This window comes from Polaribacter sargassicola (assembly GCF_021991835.1).
GTDB classification, from domain to species: domain Bacteria; phylum Bacteroidota; class Bacteroidia; order Flavobacteriales; family Flavobacteriaceae; genus Polaribacter; species Polaribacter sargassicola.
In genome coordinates this window covers 1-17,074 of sequence record NZ_JAHDAU010000012.1, presented here as the reverse complement: position 1 = coordinate 17,074, position 17,074 = coordinate 1, and the positions used below count along the sequence as shown (strand labels likewise).

The following is a 17,074-nucleotide window of genomic DNA, read 5'->3' as shown; positions in this document are numbered from 1 at the left end:
TATTTTGGAGGATTAAATAAATGAAAAAGCTATTTTATATCAGAAGAAATAAGAAAATTCAATGTAATTTAAGATGTTTTAATCCCATATATTAGGTCTATCAACTTTTATTGCTCTTAAATACGAAAGAAATTGCCCAGCATGAACAGATTCATGATAAGCTATTCGGAATAAATATTTTCCTAAGAATTTCTTTTTTCCGTTTCCAGGATGGATAATTTGGGTTTTATTTAAATCTGTATCCGAAAATTGTTGAATACTTTTTAAAAATGCTTTTCTATATGGTTTTGCAAATTTAAGTTCATCAGCAATACTAATAAAAGGTTTATTATACCAAGGTGTTTTATAATTTGCCATGCTTCCATTGTTAATTATGATATTCCATCCATAATCGGCTTCTAAAACGTGCCTAACCATTTCTATAGCTGTCATAGCTTTTTCATCTGGTTTCCAATCATAATAGTTTTCAGGTAAAGCATTCCAAAGTTTTATACTTTTCCTTCTTATTTCTGTAAAATTTAAAATTATAAGTTCAGATTGGGTCATTTTATATCATCAAAAAAAAGGTAGTTATACTTTCTATTTTTATCCAATTGTTTCTTTTTCTTAGAAAAGTCTTCTAAACATGTATCTAAAATAGTATTTTTAGAATGAACACATAGACAAAATTCATTTCCTATTGTTTCATATTTTGTATTTATATATTGTTTTTTACAATCTGATATAGAATTTCTTGGCATAATATCAAAACCCTTTAAAAATATTAAAATGATTAAAACAAAAGTTATGATAACTCCAATAAAAAATAGAAAAGGGAATTTATTATTATACTTTTCGGGTTTCTTTAAAATACCATAAATAGGCGTTTGTTTAAATGGCAAAATGTATTTTAGCCTATCATAGTTCCAAATAAGAATGTATAAATTGGCCAAAACCATTAGGGGAGCAGTAACAAAAGAACCTTCAAACCTAAGAGCTAAAGACAGAATACATATATTTACTATTATAGGAAAATATAGAAGTGCACCCAATGTTACTGTTCTAGGAATTAAAAGAAGTATTGCTGCAATTATTTGCGCAAACCCTATAAAAGGATAATAATATCCTGTATGATGAAGTGCTGTTAAATATGCGCCCATTGGATGAATTTCAGACAAACCATTTGCGAACTTTTCATCCATAATTTTTACGATTCCTGCTACAATAAAAGCATAAGCTAAAATTATTCTACAAAAAATAGAAAAATACCAATACCATCTATTGGACCTTATTTCTAAATAAAATTGGTCGAATTTAGTTAGGTTATTCAATACAAATAAGTTTTTGTTAAATTAGAAACAAATTGTTTACCGTTAATTTATTACTGTTTTAGCAGGCAAATTATTGAATAAAAATACAAAAGAAAATTTACAAAAATTATATAAGTAGATGAGCACTTTGTAGATAGTTATTTTGCGCCATTGTGCTCTTTTACCATTTTCCAATAAACATCATAAAAATCATGATTTGAACTTAGATTTTTAATTTTAGTAGCAAAAAAGTTAACTACAGGATCTTTTAATTTATAGTCTTCTGATAAACAATCTTGATTTTTTGAATCAAAAACAATAACTGAAGCAAACATTTCCTTCATACTTTCTTTTCCGTTTGTTGCTACAGAATACAATTCATTTTGATTTTTAATTAATTTTCTTTTTTCCCAGATTAAAATTGGTTGATTTGCTCCATCAGGCCAAAATTCCTTATCCCATTTTCCAAATTTATCATACATTATTTTTTTTGTGTACATAGCGGAATTTACAGCATTAAACCTTAATTCATTTGTGTAAGTTGAGTCGTTATTTTTAATTGAAAGAATCGGTTTAATTTCATAGTTTTTATATCCATTTATATAAGTATATGGTATATGTGAGTTAAATGATTTTTGTTTTATACCAACTGCTTTGTTGTTGTTGATAATTGATTTAGAAGAGGAACATCCTAAAATTACAGTTAAAATAAAGGAAATTAATATCAGTTGTTTCATAATTATTTAGAATGTTTTTTTAAATATATAAAAATTTAAAAAATGTAGCACTATTAAATTTTTAGAATTGAAGTTATAGTATGATTACAAATGATGTTTTTTCCATAAATTAAAAAAAACTGATAAGTGAAGGTTTTATTTATTGAAAAAAAGATTAAAACTCATTTTTTTTGTAATTATTTTTGTTTTGTAATTCTGTCAAATTTTTCTTTTAATCTTATATAATCTTCTTTATTTAATTTTTTGGTTTCAAATTCTAATTTATTTAATTTCTTTCTAATATTTTCAATTTTGTCATTTTCATAAATATTAAGTTTTCTAGTAAAGTTTATTCCTTCAGTTTCATTCTTAAAATATGTTTTAGAGTCAAGCAGTATTGCGTAAGGTTCGTTTTTTAAAGGTTTTTTTTTATAAATTATAACATCTTTTCCTTTTATGATTTGACCAAATATAAAACCATTTTTTTGATAAAAAATCTGTTCAATATCCATTAATTTAGTATGAGAGAATTCCATCTTTATTTTTTTATTTTCTCTTTCTTTATATTCTGAAATTATAGATTTAACATCATTTTCTTCACTTACATTAGAGTTGATTAAAATAGCTTTTTCATCAATTTCAGATATAGCTTTTTTTGTATCAGTAAGCCAATCAGTTTGAAGTCCAAAAATGATTAATACTAAAATTAAAAATTTATTCATAATAATTAAATTCAAAGTGTAAAATACTTTTACCTTATTGTTAGTCAGTAATTTACGTTTTTTTTAATTCAAACAGGAATATTATTTAGATATATTTTATAAAGAAATACTTACTTTCTTTAATATTATAATTGATAAATAATTACAAACAAAATACTTGTAAAAATTATTTAAATGAAAACTATCTTATTATGTACAGCTATTATTGTTCATCAGGTATAATCCAATCAGCATTTCTTACAAATAATATGTATTGGGCGTAATCTGTTGTAACACTTTCTTCTAGGATGTCAAATCCTTCCCAAATAGGTATTATACTTTTTGTTTTTGTTCCTCTAGTCGATTGTAAATAAGGCGAGTTTTTAGCATCTAACTTCATTAAACTGATTGTATTTGGTTTAGTTACTTTTTTATAATCTGCAATACCTCTTATATACATAAATAGTCTACTATCATAAGAAAATTTAAATCTTGTAAAATCTTTACCTTTATCTTGTAAAAACTTAGGCAACGCTCTACTTTGTACAGTTAGTCTAGAGTCTACATACAATGCATTAATGCTAACCATACTGTTAGAAAAAGGTAATAACGTATCTTTTTTTATTCTACCAGCTAGAGTATAATCATATGCTTGTAATGTATGTGCAAACCCAAATCCTCCATAAAATGTTTTATTATTCCAGTTATTTTGTTTGTAATATCTCTTAAAATTTGTGTACATAAATTTATCTCTGGTTCTAATTTTATTTAAATTAGATAAATTAAAATAAACATCTTCAAGTAGTTTTATGTCCTCAACTTCAAGGGTATTTTTCACAGCATTTATAATGGTTTTTAAATTGTTTTCAGACCATAAAATAAGTTCTTTATTATCTGAAGGAATAGTATTAGAATATTTATTAGGAAGTTTTTCTTTTAACCATTTTCTTAAAAGGTCGTAATCGGTAATTTTATCAATACCGATTAATTTAAATTTTGAATCCTCAGGCAAATCAGCATAATATTTACGCATTTTAACCCATTTTTGTCTATACTGGTTAGAGATACTACCAATATAAACCACCCAATTTTCAAGTATTTCTTTAAGTGTTAACTGGTTAGAACCTTCTAAATATTTTTGTAGATAATAACCTTGTATTAAATCCATTTCTGCTAAATAATAATCAATTTTCTTTTTTTCATTAATTTGAGCAAATGTTGCAAAATCAATTCTTGGAGAAGTGTTTACCTCATGTATCTCTCCAACAAAAAATAGCTTCTTATTATAAAAATCATTGTCTAATGAATTAAATTGTAAAGAGTCTGTTAGTTGAATAGATTCCGTATTTACTTTTAAATAATTAACATATTTACTAGAAGAACAATTGGCAAATAAAATTGATAGAAAGGTTAATAAAATTAAGGATCTTTTTTCCATTTTTGGCTATGATAAAAAGGTTAGGAGTGTGTTTTAATTATGTGTTTAAGCAACCAATTTAGCAAATAAAAATTAAATAAAAAATCTATTAAAGTTTTTAATAAAGTAGGAGAGAACAAGCCATAAACTATATGTTTTAATTAATTTTGGATATAATTGTATAGCTGTTTTAAAAGAATGTTAGATTTTAAAGTTGATAATATTTTGTTGTACAATAACAAAACTTAATAATGGTTTATATTATAAAAAAGCCCAAATAAATTGGGCTTTAATTACTTGTTCTACTAAATGTAATAAGTTTCTATTATTATTTTAGGTATACTATTTCGTGTAATCCTTCTGTGTGATAGGTCTTTGTACTACCATTTCGACTAACTGTTAACTCCTCATTAGCAATATATCTATATGCATCTTCACCTGGATGTAATTTAGCTTTTTCAACCATAACAATCTCTTTAAGCTTAATGTTTGCAGTAAAACTAACGTCTCCTTTTTTGCCTTTTAGTGTAAAATCTTTGGCGAAAGTATAGCCCATAGTTTCTTCTGTCATCGTATCATTAATAGTAGCTTCAAATTGTGTTGTTTCAGGCGAATCTATAGGTGTCATTAGTAAATTGTTTTTATCTGTTACTATTGCACCTGGTATAGCTACCTGGTCGTTGAAGTCCATGAAAATTCCGTAATCAATTGAAACATCTGGTGTATGTATTTTTCCCCAATACCAGTTTTTAACTTTTCCTGCAAGTGTTTTTTCTCCCCAGTTATGATCGTGGTATCCAATACCTTTTACTTGTATTACTTCGCCTCCTTTATATAATTCACCTTCTATTGGTCCTGAAGGAACTGCAACTGTCCAAGGCATTGGAGCGTTAGTACCTTCTGTAGTATATGGGTGGTTTTGTTTTTGCAACTTTAATTTAGCACCATAACCATCAATCATAGTGTAAAGCTCATAATAATCACCACAATCTTTACAGTATTCCTCACCAAATGTGGCATCACACTTTTCATAACTTGTAGTAACTTCTGCTTCTGTATATTCTTTAAGTTTCCAGATTTCTGGTTGTCCTTTTGGGTAAATGTTTAGTCTTACTGATGGCATTCTCGGGTTTAACCTTGTATCGTTAAGTGAGTACATAACCACAAAATGGTCTCCATTATCAAAATGTGCATCAAAATACCACCATTCAAAATGTTCTTCACGATTAGTTACCGGAAAATTGATGTGTGTTGCATCTGCTTTTATGTAGTTGATTGATTTATTTTCTATTGTTGTCATAATTTTTATGTTTTATATTTATATAACACAAAAGTAGACTGTGTAAAATTGATTACACTTAAATTAATTTAAGAAAGCGATAAGCTTTTTCTTAAATTACTAAGCCAAACATCTGAAATACCAAGAAAACTAGCGATATGTTTAGAAGGAATATTTTGAATGATTTCGGGATGATTAGTTCTTAAATAACAGTAAAATTTCTTTGGAGAGTAAGTTAATAGTTTTATTCTAATTTGATTTTCTGCTATTAAACCATCAATTATCATTCTATTGTAATGCTGATTATATATTTTATTATTAGACGATATTTTTTCTAAATCCCTCTTATTAAAGCTCATAATAGTGGCGTCGCTAATAGCTTGTATACATGTGTCACTTACTACGTTTGAAAAATAGGATTCTGGATTTGTTAAAAAAGGCTGAAAAGAATCTATATTAAAGCTTATTGTTTTTTCAATTTGCTTTTCTTCATCCCAAGCTTTAGTTATAAATGCTCCTTTTAAAATAAAATATATTTTATTGCAATTTTGGCCATAATCTAAAAGTACTGTTTTAGACTTTATCTGTTCTAATTTAGAAACCCGTATTAATTCATTAATTACATCTTCTCTTAAATTATTTTCTTTAGCTTTTTCAAGAAAAAAATCTAAATTATCCATTCTATTTATGCTTTAAATTACATGTGTAATATAAAACTAAAAAACAGAATGGATAATTGTATTAATAATAGCATATTTATTTTAGATAAACTTTTGTTTAATGCTACATTAGTAGATTTTAGTTTTAGTAATAATGAGTGCTAATTGATGCTAGTTTTAAGCAATAGGCTTTCCAGTACCTTAATGTCTTCGTTTATTCCTTTTTTAATTTTATTAAAAATAAGAGGTAATATTATTTTTAGAAATCCTTTGGCTTTAAAAGAGAATGAAATTTGAACAAAACTGCCTTCATTTTTTTCTTTGATATCCCAATTTATATCTGCAAAAAGACCTTTAGACTCAATGGTTTTGTATGCAACTTTATTGTTTGGTTCAAGAGCTGTAAATTCAAGAATCATTGTTCCTTTATTAGTAAACTCTTTAAATTTACTGCCTATTTTAATAGGGCTGTCTACTAATTCTACTTTTTTAATTATGGAAATCCACTCGCTTCTTCTTTCAACTTTTTTTGCAAAATTATATACAGTGCTAATAGAAGCAGGTGTTTGAAATTGAATTTGATGAATAAATTGTTTTTTCATTATTTTTTTATTTATCCAACTCTTTTGCTAGTACTTTTAAATACTTTTTCATTGTGCTACCGTAAAACATTTTTGTTAAAAACTTTGGTATTACAAAAGGAGCTGTTTCTCCAGTCATTTTATTATCAAAAATTAAAGTGTATGTAAATCTAGATTCTCCATTTTCAAGAGTACTCACTTCTCTAATACTTTGTAGGTAATATTTTGCAGTATCTGGAGTTGTATATACAATTTTATGATCTTTATTTTCCGTTACGTATGTTGGTGTTATGGTACGCTTTTTTCCAAACGAAGAATATTCAGTAAAACCTGTACCATATTTTGGTGAAGTAATTTGCACCATACTATCTACTTCAGCTCTCCAAACAACATCATTATTTAAGTCTGATATATAATTGAATAATTTATCCTTACTTACAGGGATATCAATAGTTTTGGTTATTGAAACATTGTTTTGAGCTTGAAGTTGACTACTGATAGTAATCAATAGTATTAGTAATGAAAATTTAAATGATTTTTTCATTCTTTTAGATTGTTTTTAAATTTTATTAATTACTATCAGGTAAATAGTGATGTATTTTAAAGTACTGGTTATATATATAGTCTTCCTACCACGATAAATAGAGCTAGAAATAAAAGGATAAGGTTTACAATTACTTTGTCTTTTTCTTTTCTTTTAAAATGAATTATTAACGCTCCAACCATAATCATAGCTATTCCAATTGCAGCAATTGGTACTAGTATTGCTAATGCGCTAATAAATATAGGTAAAACCATACCTATGGCACCTAAAATTTCTAATAGTCCTATTAATTTTAGGTTTTTTTCGGTATAATTATCTGTCCAATCTCCTAGTTTTTCACGAAGCGTTTCTTTATTTTTTGTTACTTTCATTATTCCTGCCATAAGGAACATAAAGGCTAATAAGCCTTGTGCAATGTAAAGTGTAATATTCATTTTTTCTGGTATTTTGGTTAAAAATTATTTAGAGTGTAAATAACAGAAGAACTGAATTTTTATACATTAATGTAGATTAAGAAATTTACTTTTTTTTAGAGCGAAGTCTCTGGCTTTTTAAAGTACTCAAAGCTTCGGGTGTAATACCAAGGTAAGAAGCAATCATGTGTTGTGGTGCTCTTTGTATAATATTTGGATAGGTAGATATAAAATGTTCATATCTATCAACTGCTGAAGCGCTCATAAGCATGATTACTCTGTTTTGTAATACCCGAATTCGTTTTATAAACTTTTTTAGGTCAATATCTTGTGAAGATGTTTTTTCTATAGGAACAATTACAGAATCTTCTATAGCATCTATATATAATTCGCAAGGTTCATTAGGAGACACGTAGTCTGTAACAATCCAACCTTCAGGACCAAACATAAATATATGTTCTTTTCCTTTATCATCAATAGTATAACTTCTTAATAAGCCAGATTCTACTTTATAAGATTTACTGTGTAAATCGCCTTTACGTTGTAGAATCTGTTTTTTTACTACCTTAATTTTTTTCATCTGATTTCAATAATACACAAAGTGTTTGTATTATAGTTGTTAAGCGTTAAATCTTTTAGATTAGCAAATATATAAAGAATAGCAGACTTAGAATTATTTTAAAAATAGGAGAGGAGTAGTTATAAATTATATCCACGGTGTTGTAGCACGTTTTTAATATTCATACAATATTTCATCATTAGAATTAGTAATATTTAGTTGTACTTGATTTCCGTCAACTTGTAAATTTGAAATATCGAAACTCAACTCTTTTGTAATAAATGCTTCGCATAATTCTTCATTTTTTAAGGATAGTCTTAAATTTCTTTGAGCTGAATTTGATTCTAATATATCTTCTGAATCGATGAGTTTTAATTGCCAAGTATCTCCACCACATCCACTTGAACTAAAGTTTATTTTAAGACAATTTTCGATTATTTCTAAACTATTAATTGTTAATTGGTCGGATGGTGCATTTGCATATTTCTCCGAACTAATTAATGTGGAGAAATCACAAGTCATTGAATTGTAAGTATCATTGTTATTATTACAACCTACAAAAAAAGTAATTATTAAAATAATTCCTAAACATAATTTTCTAATTTTCATTAAACTGTTTTTACTTTATAGATGTAATAATTACGGAATGGTTGCGTCAAATGTGCAACGTCGGCTATTATTGACAATTATCAATTTTTAAATCTATTTGTTGCATCCTGTTCTTTATAATTTTTTGTAATTGTATATTGATTGTCGTTAATCCTTTTGCAGAAGTATTTCAAGCCTCTCTTTTATCGTCACGTATCGACTTTCCTTTGCTATCCAGGATGTCCAATTGGGCTCCATCATATCAAAAAGTTCTGTGATGATTTCTATACTACCATTCGGCCATTCAGAAAGCGGCATGTCTTCTAGCAACCAGGCTGCGTTGCATGGCAAAAACGGATCAGTTGAGGAAAGCCCCCAGACGATGAAGTCATGACGGTCTTGCCTATTTCTTAACGTATTTTCAGGATAAGCCAACACTCTCTCCAGAATAGCTTTCTCGATTTTGTTATATTGGTGATTACGAGATACTGGTTTTCTTAAACAATCAGTGGGCATGTAACTGCGTGCCCATTCGATAAAGCGTTTAACTTGTACCTCATCCATTCCAAAAGTCCATTGCGACCAGAAAAGGACTTGTACTGGTTGATGTTTTGCAAAAGTGAAAAACAACTCAAACTCATCCTCACCATAAAAATCAGTTGCAATGGAAATCAGCTCAAAATAATCCGATCTAGATTTATCCTGTAGCTCAGCATATATTACATTTTTATATTTTTCCTGTTGGAAAATAGCTGAGAGTTTTTGAACCTCACTCTTGAACGCTTCAATATGCTCTGGCCCGTTTTGAGTTTCATCATCTAAATAATTGTTGATGATTTTAGACACATTGAAAAGATCATTAATCTCTAGCTCTGTTTCAAGAATATAACTAACAAGGTAAGGAAAGGCTTTCAGTGCCTCATCATAGTATTCATCTTCTTCCCAGAAGATTATTTTTGATATTTTGGCATAGGCATCTGCCAAATTGAGAATGATGTCTTTTCCAGAATAACCTATTTTCAACGTTTCGTAAAGCTTGCCCTCATACAACAAATCTAAATAAGCGGTGATATTGTCTTCAATTGGATAACCCCACATCCCTACGCTTTCGATAGGGGTAGCCAAAGGGTGATTAGAGTGATTAGTTGTCATTTCTATGTATGATGTAAAATTTAGAAAAATCTAAATTAGAGAACAATTAATACAACAGATAATTAATTATATGTCTTATTGGCTTTTTTCATGTTATTTTCTGATAGTCCATATTTCATGAATAGGTGCTCCTTTACTTGATAAACCTGAGTGATGCCATTTGCCATCAATCAACTCGTAATTAAACTGTAGTTTGCGACCTACTTTGGTATCGTCTTTAGAGAAAAATTCTATGTTCTCTGTATATTCACCATTTTTGGTAGTATAAGTACCACCACCAGTACCCATAAATTGCTTAGTTTCGGTATTGTATGCTATCCATTGAAATCGAGTTCCCGATAAAATTTTCATGGTCTTTCTAGGTCTGTTTATATCTCGCATTTGAGTTTTACCATCTTTAACTCTGCCAGACATTAACCAAGCACCTTGTAAAACCCCTGGAGTACCGTTATCTAATCTTTTCATTATCGTAGAACTGTTTATAATTTTAATTTCATTATCAGAAATAGCAATATTATAAGTTAATTCAGTACCTACTAGTGCTGGCTTTTTTGTGTGAAATTCAATTTTTTCGGTTATCGTATTGCCTTCTAATTTCCATGCGCTGCCATTTGTGCTTATAAATTTTCCAGTGGTGGCATCATACGTTGTGGACACTTGATAACCTTCTGTAAAAATTACAACAGTTTTTAATTGATCTCCATTTTGTGCTTTAGAAATTGTTTCCCAAGCACCAATAATTCCTTGCGCATGTGTTGATAACGAAAAGATTAACGTGACTACTACAATAATTACTTTTTTCATGTTTTTGATGTTTAAATTATTCAGGTAATAAAATCGGAACGTGTTTGTAAAGAGTTAATTACTACGATTAAGCACTAAATTTAGTAAATAATTACTGAATAGAAAACCATCTAGGATTTTGTAAGTAAGGAAGAAGTATTTAATTTTATATGGTAGTAGTTTTACTTTTTTAATTTCATATGTAAAGTCGGATAAGGTTTTCCAGAGGAATCCAATTTAGAACGACTCACCATTTCAAATCCAAAATGTTTGTAAAACCCAACTGCTTGTTCATTCTGTTCATTTACGTCAACCTTTGTAACATTTAAATGACTAATTGAGTAATCTAATAACGTTTTTCCAATTTTTTTACCTCTATATTTGGGGTCAATAAATAGCATTTCTAAATTTTGTTCTGCAACACCAAGGAAACCAATAATTTTATTTTCATGGTTTCGTACACACCTTAATTCAACGGCATCCAAATACGTGTTTAAAATTAAAGGTTTAAAATACGCTATGTCTTCTTCTTTTAAAAAGTGATGAGTCGCTCTAACTGAAGATTCCCAAACATTTAGGACTTCTTGATATTCAGTTTTATGGACTTTATCTATTTTTTGTGTCATTTTTTAATGTTGTACAAAGTGTTTGTTTATTGAAGGTTACATGTTGTGGTACTAAGTTAACAAATAAAATACAGCTAGAAAGTCCGCAAGGATTTTCAAAAAGTAGGCTTTTACCAGCAATTTTTTACACGGTGTTGTTCTTAGTACTTTATAATTTTTCTTTGAACCAATTAATTAATAACTTATTTAGCTCATTTTTTTTATCAGAAAACTTGTGGTCAGTTTTTACTTTCTCAAGCTTAAAATCATAATTTATTTTAGTTAATTTATCAGCTATTATATCAGCCTGATTAGGGTTTACTTGCTGGTCTTCAGTATCACAAAGAATAAGTAAACTTGCACTTTTATCTAATTCGTCAGCCCAATAAGCAACAGAACGTTTTTTTAGTTCTTCACTTTTACTTTCTTTATATTTCGGAATCAGTTTAGCACATACTAATCTTTCCATTTCAGGCCTTTCAATAATTAATTTTCCCAAATCAGATGGTCCATTTCCAATTACCGCGGTTTTAATTAGATTGCTGTTTTTTAGAGATAGGTAAGTCATCATTCCACCTCTTGACCATCCAAACATTTCAATACGGCTAGAATCTGCTTTTTTAATTGTTTTAATCGTTTCTGTTAAATTTAGAACATCTTTAATGTCATCACCTCCAAATTCATCATTTTCTCTATAACAGCTGGCTATAATTAGATAATCTTGGTCTGCTAATTTTGAAGCCGATTGTATTAAAGAATGAAGCGTTTTTGCTTTAGCCATTTTTCCCACTTCTTTATTTCCTCCTCTATTAAAAATAATTACAGGAAATTTACCTTCTTTTTTTGGTTCAGCAATTATTCCATTTACTAAAAGAGAATCACTCTTATAAAGAATAACATAAAAATTAATGTTATCTAAATATTTATAGTTTTTTGTTAAAGAATTATTTTCAGAGATGCTATTCCAAATTGGTGGTATTTCTGAAAGATTTATTATTTTTTTAGATATAATAGCTCCATCTTTTAGATTGTATGAATTCTTATAATCATCAGCGCTAATTTTATAATCTAGAGTTGTATTGGTTAAAGATTCAGAACTTTGATAAGATTTATAATATTTTGTTCCAAGTTTTAAACCCAAAAAAAGAAACACAATTAGCATTAAAATTCCGATAGATATTGCAATTCTTTTTATTAATTTTATAAAATAGTTCGTTTATATATTTGACGAATTATCAAGAGTTTTGTTACAGTTTGGATATTAAACACAAATTGTTAGTAAAAGATTAGTGCCATGTTTAAGTAATTAATTATAGCAAATAAAAACCGAATAGAAAGTCCGCGTGGACTTTTGTAAACAGACTAGAACTAGCAATAAATTATATACTTTGTTAGCTTTTAGTGCTTTTATATATTTATAGTTTATTTATTTTTTTCTTGAATATTGGCTGAATATATTATAGGAAAATTTGTTTTTTTTTGTAGTTTTGGTAGAAAATCAATATGAAAAATATTTTCACTCTTTTACTAGTTTTTGTTACATATATTGGTTTATCTCAATGTCCAACCAGTAATTTGAATTTTTATAAACAATCAGATATTGATTTATTTAAAACTAACTTTCCTAGCTGTACAGATTTAGATGTAGATTTATATATCAATAATTATTCAAATGAAATCCACAATTTAGATGGATTGTCAAATATTACTTCAATTAATGGCAATTTTACTCTTGCAGGGCTTAACCAAACAACAGATACTAGTGGATTGATAAATTTAACTTCAATCGATGGAGATTTTACTTTTTCTAATAATTCTGTTGATGATTTGAAAAACTTGAAAAACCTTAATACAATTGGTGGCAATTTTAATTTAAATAATAATGATGATCTATCAGGTCTAAATGATTTAGAAAACCTAAAAAGCATTAATGGGGATCTAAAATTCTCTAATAATAGTGATCAAACAATTGCAGGATTATCAGAATTAACCTCTATCGAAGGAGCTTTGATTTTCGAACAAAATACAAGCTTACATATCGATGGTTTTGAAAGGCTAGTATCTATTAACAATGGAATCTTACTAAAACGTAATAACGGACTTATTGACATCAATGGCTTTAACATTATAGAGTCTATTAATGGTGACGTTTTAATAGATGAAAATGAAAATTTAACCTTATTTAGTGGGTTTGAAAAACTAAATTTGATTAATGGAAATTTAACCTTTAGAAATAGTCATGATTTTACATCTCTAGATGCTTTTGATACTTTACAGATAGTTACAGGCAATGTTAAGTTTTGGTATAATTATACAGAAGTAATTGAAGGTTTTACAGAATTAAATAGTATAGGGGGTGATTTAGAATTTAGGTATAACACAACTCAATCAGTATTAGGTTTTAATAAATTAAAAAGTATTACTGGTGTTTTATATTTTTATGAAAATCCTCAGTTACAAAATATTAGTGGTTTTAAAACTCTAGAAACCATTGGTGGTTCTTTGTTTTCTGTGTATGGAAATGATGAACTAACTTCGGTCGTTGGTTTTGAAAATTTAATTAGTATAGAAGGGGATTTGTCATTCCGTTCCAATCCTAAATTAAAAACATTAAGCGACTTCCCAAGTTTAAAAAGTATTAAAGGAAGCTTTTCTATATGGGAAAGTTCACTAAAGTCAATCAATGGTTTTAATTCTTTAATTGGGACTATTTCAAATATCAATATTGAACATAATTCAATTTTAGAATCTATTGAGGGCTTCAATTCAATAGAAGTGCTAACTGGAGATCTTGGTATTGAGTACAATGGTTCCCTAACAAAAATAACTGGGTTCAATAACTTAAATCAGATAGGTGAAAGTTTGTTAGTTGAGAATAATACTAATCTAAATAAAATAAGCGGGTTTACCTTACTAACGTCAATTGGATCAAACCTTAGTTTTTATAGGAATGCAATGGAGGATTTTAGTGGGTTTAGTAATTTAAAAACTATTGGCGGCTGGTTTTCTTTAAGGGAAAATTCTGGAGTATCCGTTTTAAATGGATTTAATGAACTAGAATCTGTTAATAATTCTTTTGGCTTTTATGACTGTAGTATTTCTGATTTTAGTGGATTTAATAAGTTGTTGTCAGTTGGCTTATTTCAGATAACTTTTAGCTCAGTTGATAATTTATCTGGATTTGCAAGTTTAGAAAAAGTAAATCAGAATTTTATAATTGAAAATAGCAGTATTAGTGATTTAAGCGGTTTTAAAAAATTATCTTCTATTGAATGGCGTATGAGATTTTCTTTTAATACAGGAATAACTGAGTTAAAAGGTTTTGATTTATTAACATCAGTTGGATTAGATATAGATATAAATTATAATAATGATTTAACTAACATTAACTCATTAAACAACATAAATAGTGTTGGACAGTTTATTAGAATTTATGGGAATTCAAATTTAGATGTATGTAATATTAATATTGTATGTGACTTTTTAGAAAATAATATCAACAAAATTGGTATAGGAAATAACAAAAACGGTTGTAATACTAAAGAGGAAGTTATTGAACTTTGTGAAGAAAGAAATTTAAGTTTAGAGGAAAATAAAAAATTTGAAATAAATATTTTCCCAAACCCAACCAAAGACTTTATTCATTTAGATTACGGAAATAAAATTCCAAAAAGAGTAGAGATGTTAGATCTGAATGGTCGATTAATTTTGGATTTAGAAAATATAAACGCTATTAATTTGAATAGTTTTAATAGCGGTATATATATATTTAGATTTACGTTTGTTGATGGTGTTTACATAAAGAAAATTAGTAAATATTAATTTTTTTTATGAACTGGATAAAAGATAATTTATAGCGAACGATTTCAAATTTTTTTTATTCAGTTCATAAATACAATTCCGTAAACTTGCTCTTGCATTAATAAAGGTTTAGTACTTATGTTTAATTGCGTTTTGTTATGTTAAAAGTAATAAATTACTCAAATTGGCTGTGGACGAGTTTTTTCCAAAGGAAATAACGCTAAGCATACACATTGTTACCAACTGGCTTAATTTCTTCTTTTTCTTCTTTTATATTTTGAGACTTTATCAATTCCACCATTTTCTTTATAGAAAAAGAAAGTCAATTTTTTTTCAGTCAGAATTATATTCTACTCAAAGTCAGATTTATTCCCATTTCTAAATTCATTTAAAACATAATTCTTTCCATTAAAACTAATTTTCCCTACACTCAATTTAGGCTTATATTTCTTATAATCTTTCCATTCTTTTTTATTTAGCATACTCCAGTCTCTTCTTGTGTAAGTTGTGTCAGAATGAATTATAATTTCAGTTATTCCATAAGAATAAGTTGTTCTATAAATATGATTTCTCGTAAAATATATTTTGTTATTTTTCTGACAAACCACAAATTGACTAATAAAAATCAAACTCCAAAGTATTAACTTCTTTTTCATTTTACGTTCTGCTTGGTGCTTGTTGGTAACGTGTTAGTAAAAGATTAGTGCCATGTTTAAGTAATTAATTGTAGCAAATAAAAACTAACCAAGAAAATCCGCAAGGATTTTAGTAAGTAGGCTAGAATTAGCAATAAATTATACACATGTTAAGGTTAGTTATTTATCCATTCAATTGAACTTTCAGACATCTTTTTATAATTGTGACTTACATTTTTTATTGTGTCAATTTTCCAGTTAAATATCCAATTATTTTTGTTTGTTAATTCCTTATTTACATTATAAAAATTTGTTCCACGCTCTAATCTGTGAGCTCCTTGTTCCATTGCTAAATTAGTTGTTCTGAAAGTTCCTAAACTTGGGTCATTATCTAATTCTCCTAATAAAATAATCAATCTTTTTTTATAAGATTTCTGTAAATCAGATTTTAAATCCATTCCTGTATTTTTAACACCGTATGGAAATTTAAGATTCTCTTTTGGTAAACTATAAAATCCAGAATTAGCTGAAATAGCTGTTCTAATTCTCGATTCAGGCATTAATAGTATCATTCTATGAACAAACTGTCCACCAGCTGAATGTCCAAAGATGTCGTAATTTTCATTTGTAATATTATTAATTGATTTGATATGGTCAAATATATTTTCAACTACTGTATAAGCCCATTCCTCTTTAGGGTTTTTAGTCCCGAAAAAAGTGAATAAATTTCCTTCTTGATAGTCGTTAGTTGTATATTTTGAAAACCTATTTTCAAATTCAGGTGCTATTATTAATAAATTGTTCTTTTTGGCAATGTCAATCCAAGCGTCAAGATAATCATCCGCATTTCTTCCGCCTCCGTGCATAACGAAAACTATCTTATCTTCATTTTTCCAATTTTCAGGTTTGTATGTCCAAACTTTAATAGATTTTCTTTCACTTTGCTTGTATGCATACATAACAAAAGAATCTTGACCATTTTTTATTTTGACATTTTCTGTAATTTCTGGTCCTTTGGGAAGTTTGTAGAAATAAATATAACCTACTATTGAGAGAAGAACTAATATTGAAAAAGTATATAAAATTATCTTTTTTAAAATTCTAAAAGTCTTGTTCATTTGGATTGGTTTCTTTGTGAACTCAAATATAGTTTTAGATAATTTCTCTTTAATTATTTCTTGGATTCAATGTTGTAACGCAACAAACCGTATTGTTTTTTTGATGCTACTAAGCTACAAATTTTAGTTCTAAGTCCATCATTTCTTTAGGTGTTTTATATCCAATAATTTTTCTTGGTCTGTTGTTTAATTTTTGTTGAATATTTTGAAGCTGTTTTATGTCAATTTCATTAA

The 17,074-nt window shown here is 27.6% G+C and carries 19 protein-coding genes and 1 pseudogene; 1 reads left to right on the top strand and 19 read right to left on the bottom strand.

From position 1 onward, the window contains the following. Window positions 1-78 precede the first annotated feature (78 nt). The 16 genes from KI686_RS14800 to KI686_RS14725 form a co-directional block, all read right to left on the bottom strand. On the bottom strand, window positions 79-546 hold the full coding sequence (locus tag KI686_RS14800) for a DinB family protein (RefSeq protein WP_237590111.1): 468 nt from the start codon (window positions 544-546) through the stop codon (window positions 79-81). Beyond that, a complete protein-coding gene (locus tag KI686_RS14795; RefSeq protein ID WP_237590110.1) occupies window positions 543-1,310 on the bottom strand; it encodes a DoxX family protein in 768 nt (255 codons plus the stop codon). The genes KI686_RS14800 and KI686_RS14795 overlap by 4 nt, the downstream gene beginning before the upstream one ends. 137 nt (window positions 1,311-1,447) lie before the next feature. Next, the gene (locus KI686_RS14790; RefSeq protein ID WP_237590109.1) at window positions 1,448-2,026 is read right to left on the bottom strand and encodes a hypothetical protein; all 579 of its coding nucleotides are present in this window, start codon (window positions 2,024-2,026) and stop codon (window positions 1,448-1,450) included. A 176-nt stretch (window positions 2,027-2,202) separates the two neighbouring features. Continuing rightward, window positions 2,203-2,727 (bottom strand): hypothetical protein, encoded by a 525-nt coding sequence (locus KI686_RS14785; protein WP_237590108.1) that lies wholly within the window; start codon window positions 2,725-2,727, stop codon window positions 2,203-2,205. 202 nt (window positions 2,728-2,929) lie between these two features. Beyond that, a complete protein-coding gene (locus KI686_RS14780) occupies window positions 2,930-4,144 on the bottom strand; it encodes a hypothetical protein (RefSeq protein ID WP_237590107.1) in 1,215 nt (404 codons plus the stop codon). Between the two features lie 307 nt (window positions 4,145-4,451). Then, the gene (locus KI686_RS14775; RefSeq protein ID WP_237590106.1) at window positions 4,452-5,423 is read right to left on the bottom strand and encodes a hypothetical protein; all 972 of its coding nucleotides are present in this window, start codon (window positions 5,421-5,423) and stop codon (window positions 4,452-4,454) included. 68 nt (window positions 5,424-5,491) lie between these two features. Further along, window positions 5,492-6,082: a Crp/Fnr family transcriptional regulator gene (locus KI686_RS14770; protein ID WP_237590105.1), complete on the bottom strand. Its 591-nt coding sequence runs from the start codon at window positions 6,080-6,082 to the stop codon at window positions 5,492-5,494. A 140-nt stretch (window positions 6,083-6,222) separates the two neighbouring features. After that, the gene (locus KI686_RS14765) at window positions 6,223-6,663 is read right to left on the bottom strand and encodes an SRPBCC family protein (protein ID WP_237590104.1); all 441 of its coding nucleotides are present in this window, start codon (window positions 6,661-6,663) and stop codon (window positions 6,223-6,225) included. A 7-nt stretch (window positions 6,664-6,670) separates the two neighbouring features. Beyond that, the gene (locus KI686_RS14760) at window positions 6,671-7,186 is read right to left on the bottom strand and encodes an SRPBCC family protein (RefSeq protein WP_237590103.1); all 516 of its coding nucleotides are present in this window, start codon (window positions 7,184-7,186) and stop codon (window positions 6,671-6,673) included. A gap of 68 nt (window positions 7,187-7,254) precedes the next feature. Beyond that, entirely contained in the window at window positions 7,255-7,620 is a 366-nt protein-coding gene (locus KI686_RS14755) for a DoxX family protein (protein ID WP_237590102.1), read from the bottom strand. 85 nt (window positions 7,621-7,705) lie between these two features. Next, complete coding sequence (locus KI686_RS14750; protein ID WP_237590101.1) at window positions 7,706-8,179, bottom strand: Crp/Fnr family transcriptional regulator; 474 nt, start codon at window positions 8,177-8,179, stop codon at window positions 7,706-7,708. Window positions 8,180-8,332: 153 nt separating this feature from the next. Beyond that, window positions 8,333-8,767, bottom strand: coding sequence for a hypothetical protein (locus tag KI686_RS14745; RefSeq protein WP_237590100.1), 435 nt, complete (start codon window positions 8,765-8,767; stop codon window positions 8,333-8,335). Window positions 8,768-8,914: 147 nt separating this feature from the next. Then, the gene (locus KI686_RS14740) at window positions 8,915-9,898 is read right to left on the bottom strand and encodes a hypothetical protein (RefSeq protein ID WP_237590099.1); all 984 of its coding nucleotides are present in this window, start codon (window positions 9,896-9,898) and stop codon (window positions 8,915-8,917) included. 93 nt (window positions 9,899-9,991) lie between these two features. Next, window positions 9,992-10,702: a DUF4488 domain-containing protein gene (locus KI686_RS14735; protein ID WP_237590098.1), complete on the bottom strand. Its 711-nt coding sequence runs from the start codon at window positions 10,700-10,702 to the stop codon at window positions 9,992-9,994. 161 nt (window positions 10,703-10,863) lie between these two features. Further along, complete coding sequence (locus tag KI686_RS14730) at window positions 10,864-11,307, bottom strand: GNAT family N-acetyltransferase (RefSeq protein WP_237590097.1); 444 nt, start codon at window positions 11,305-11,307, stop codon at window positions 10,864-10,866. 148 nt (window positions 11,308-11,455) lie between these two features. Then, a complete protein-coding gene (locus KI686_RS14725) occupies window positions 11,456-12,427 on the bottom strand; it encodes an alpha/beta hydrolase family protein (protein ID WP_237590096.1) in 972 nt (323 codons plus the stop codon). Between the two features lie 362 nt (window positions 12,428-12,789). On the opposite strand from KI686_RS14725, the gene KI686_RS14720 reads away from it, so the two are divergent. Next, on the top strand, window positions 12,790-15,108 hold the full coding sequence (locus KI686_RS14720; RefSeq protein ID WP_237590095.1) for a T9SS type A sorting domain-containing protein: 2,319 nt from the start codon (window positions 12,790-12,792) through the stop codon (window positions 15,106-15,108). A 329-nt stretch (window positions 15,109-15,437) separates the two neighbouring features. Here KI686_RS14720 and KI686_RS14715 read toward each other — a convergent pair whose 3' ends face one another. The 3 genes and pseudogenes from KI686_RS14715 to KI686_RS17305 form a co-directional block, all read right to left on the bottom strand. Then, complete coding sequence (locus KI686_RS14715) at window positions 15,438-15,743, bottom strand: hypothetical protein (RefSeq protein WP_237590094.1); 306 nt, start codon at window positions 15,741-15,743, stop codon at window positions 15,438-15,440. 155 nt (window positions 15,744-15,898) lie between these two features. Next, complete coding sequence (locus KI686_RS14710; protein WP_237590093.1) at window positions 15,899-16,840, bottom strand: hypothetical protein; 942 nt, start codon at window positions 16,838-16,840, stop codon at window positions 15,899-15,901. Window positions 16,841-16,949: 109 nt separating this feature from the next. Further along, window positions 16,950-17,074, bottom strand: a pseudogene (locus tag KI686_RS17305) (IS30 family transposase); the annotation flags it as partial.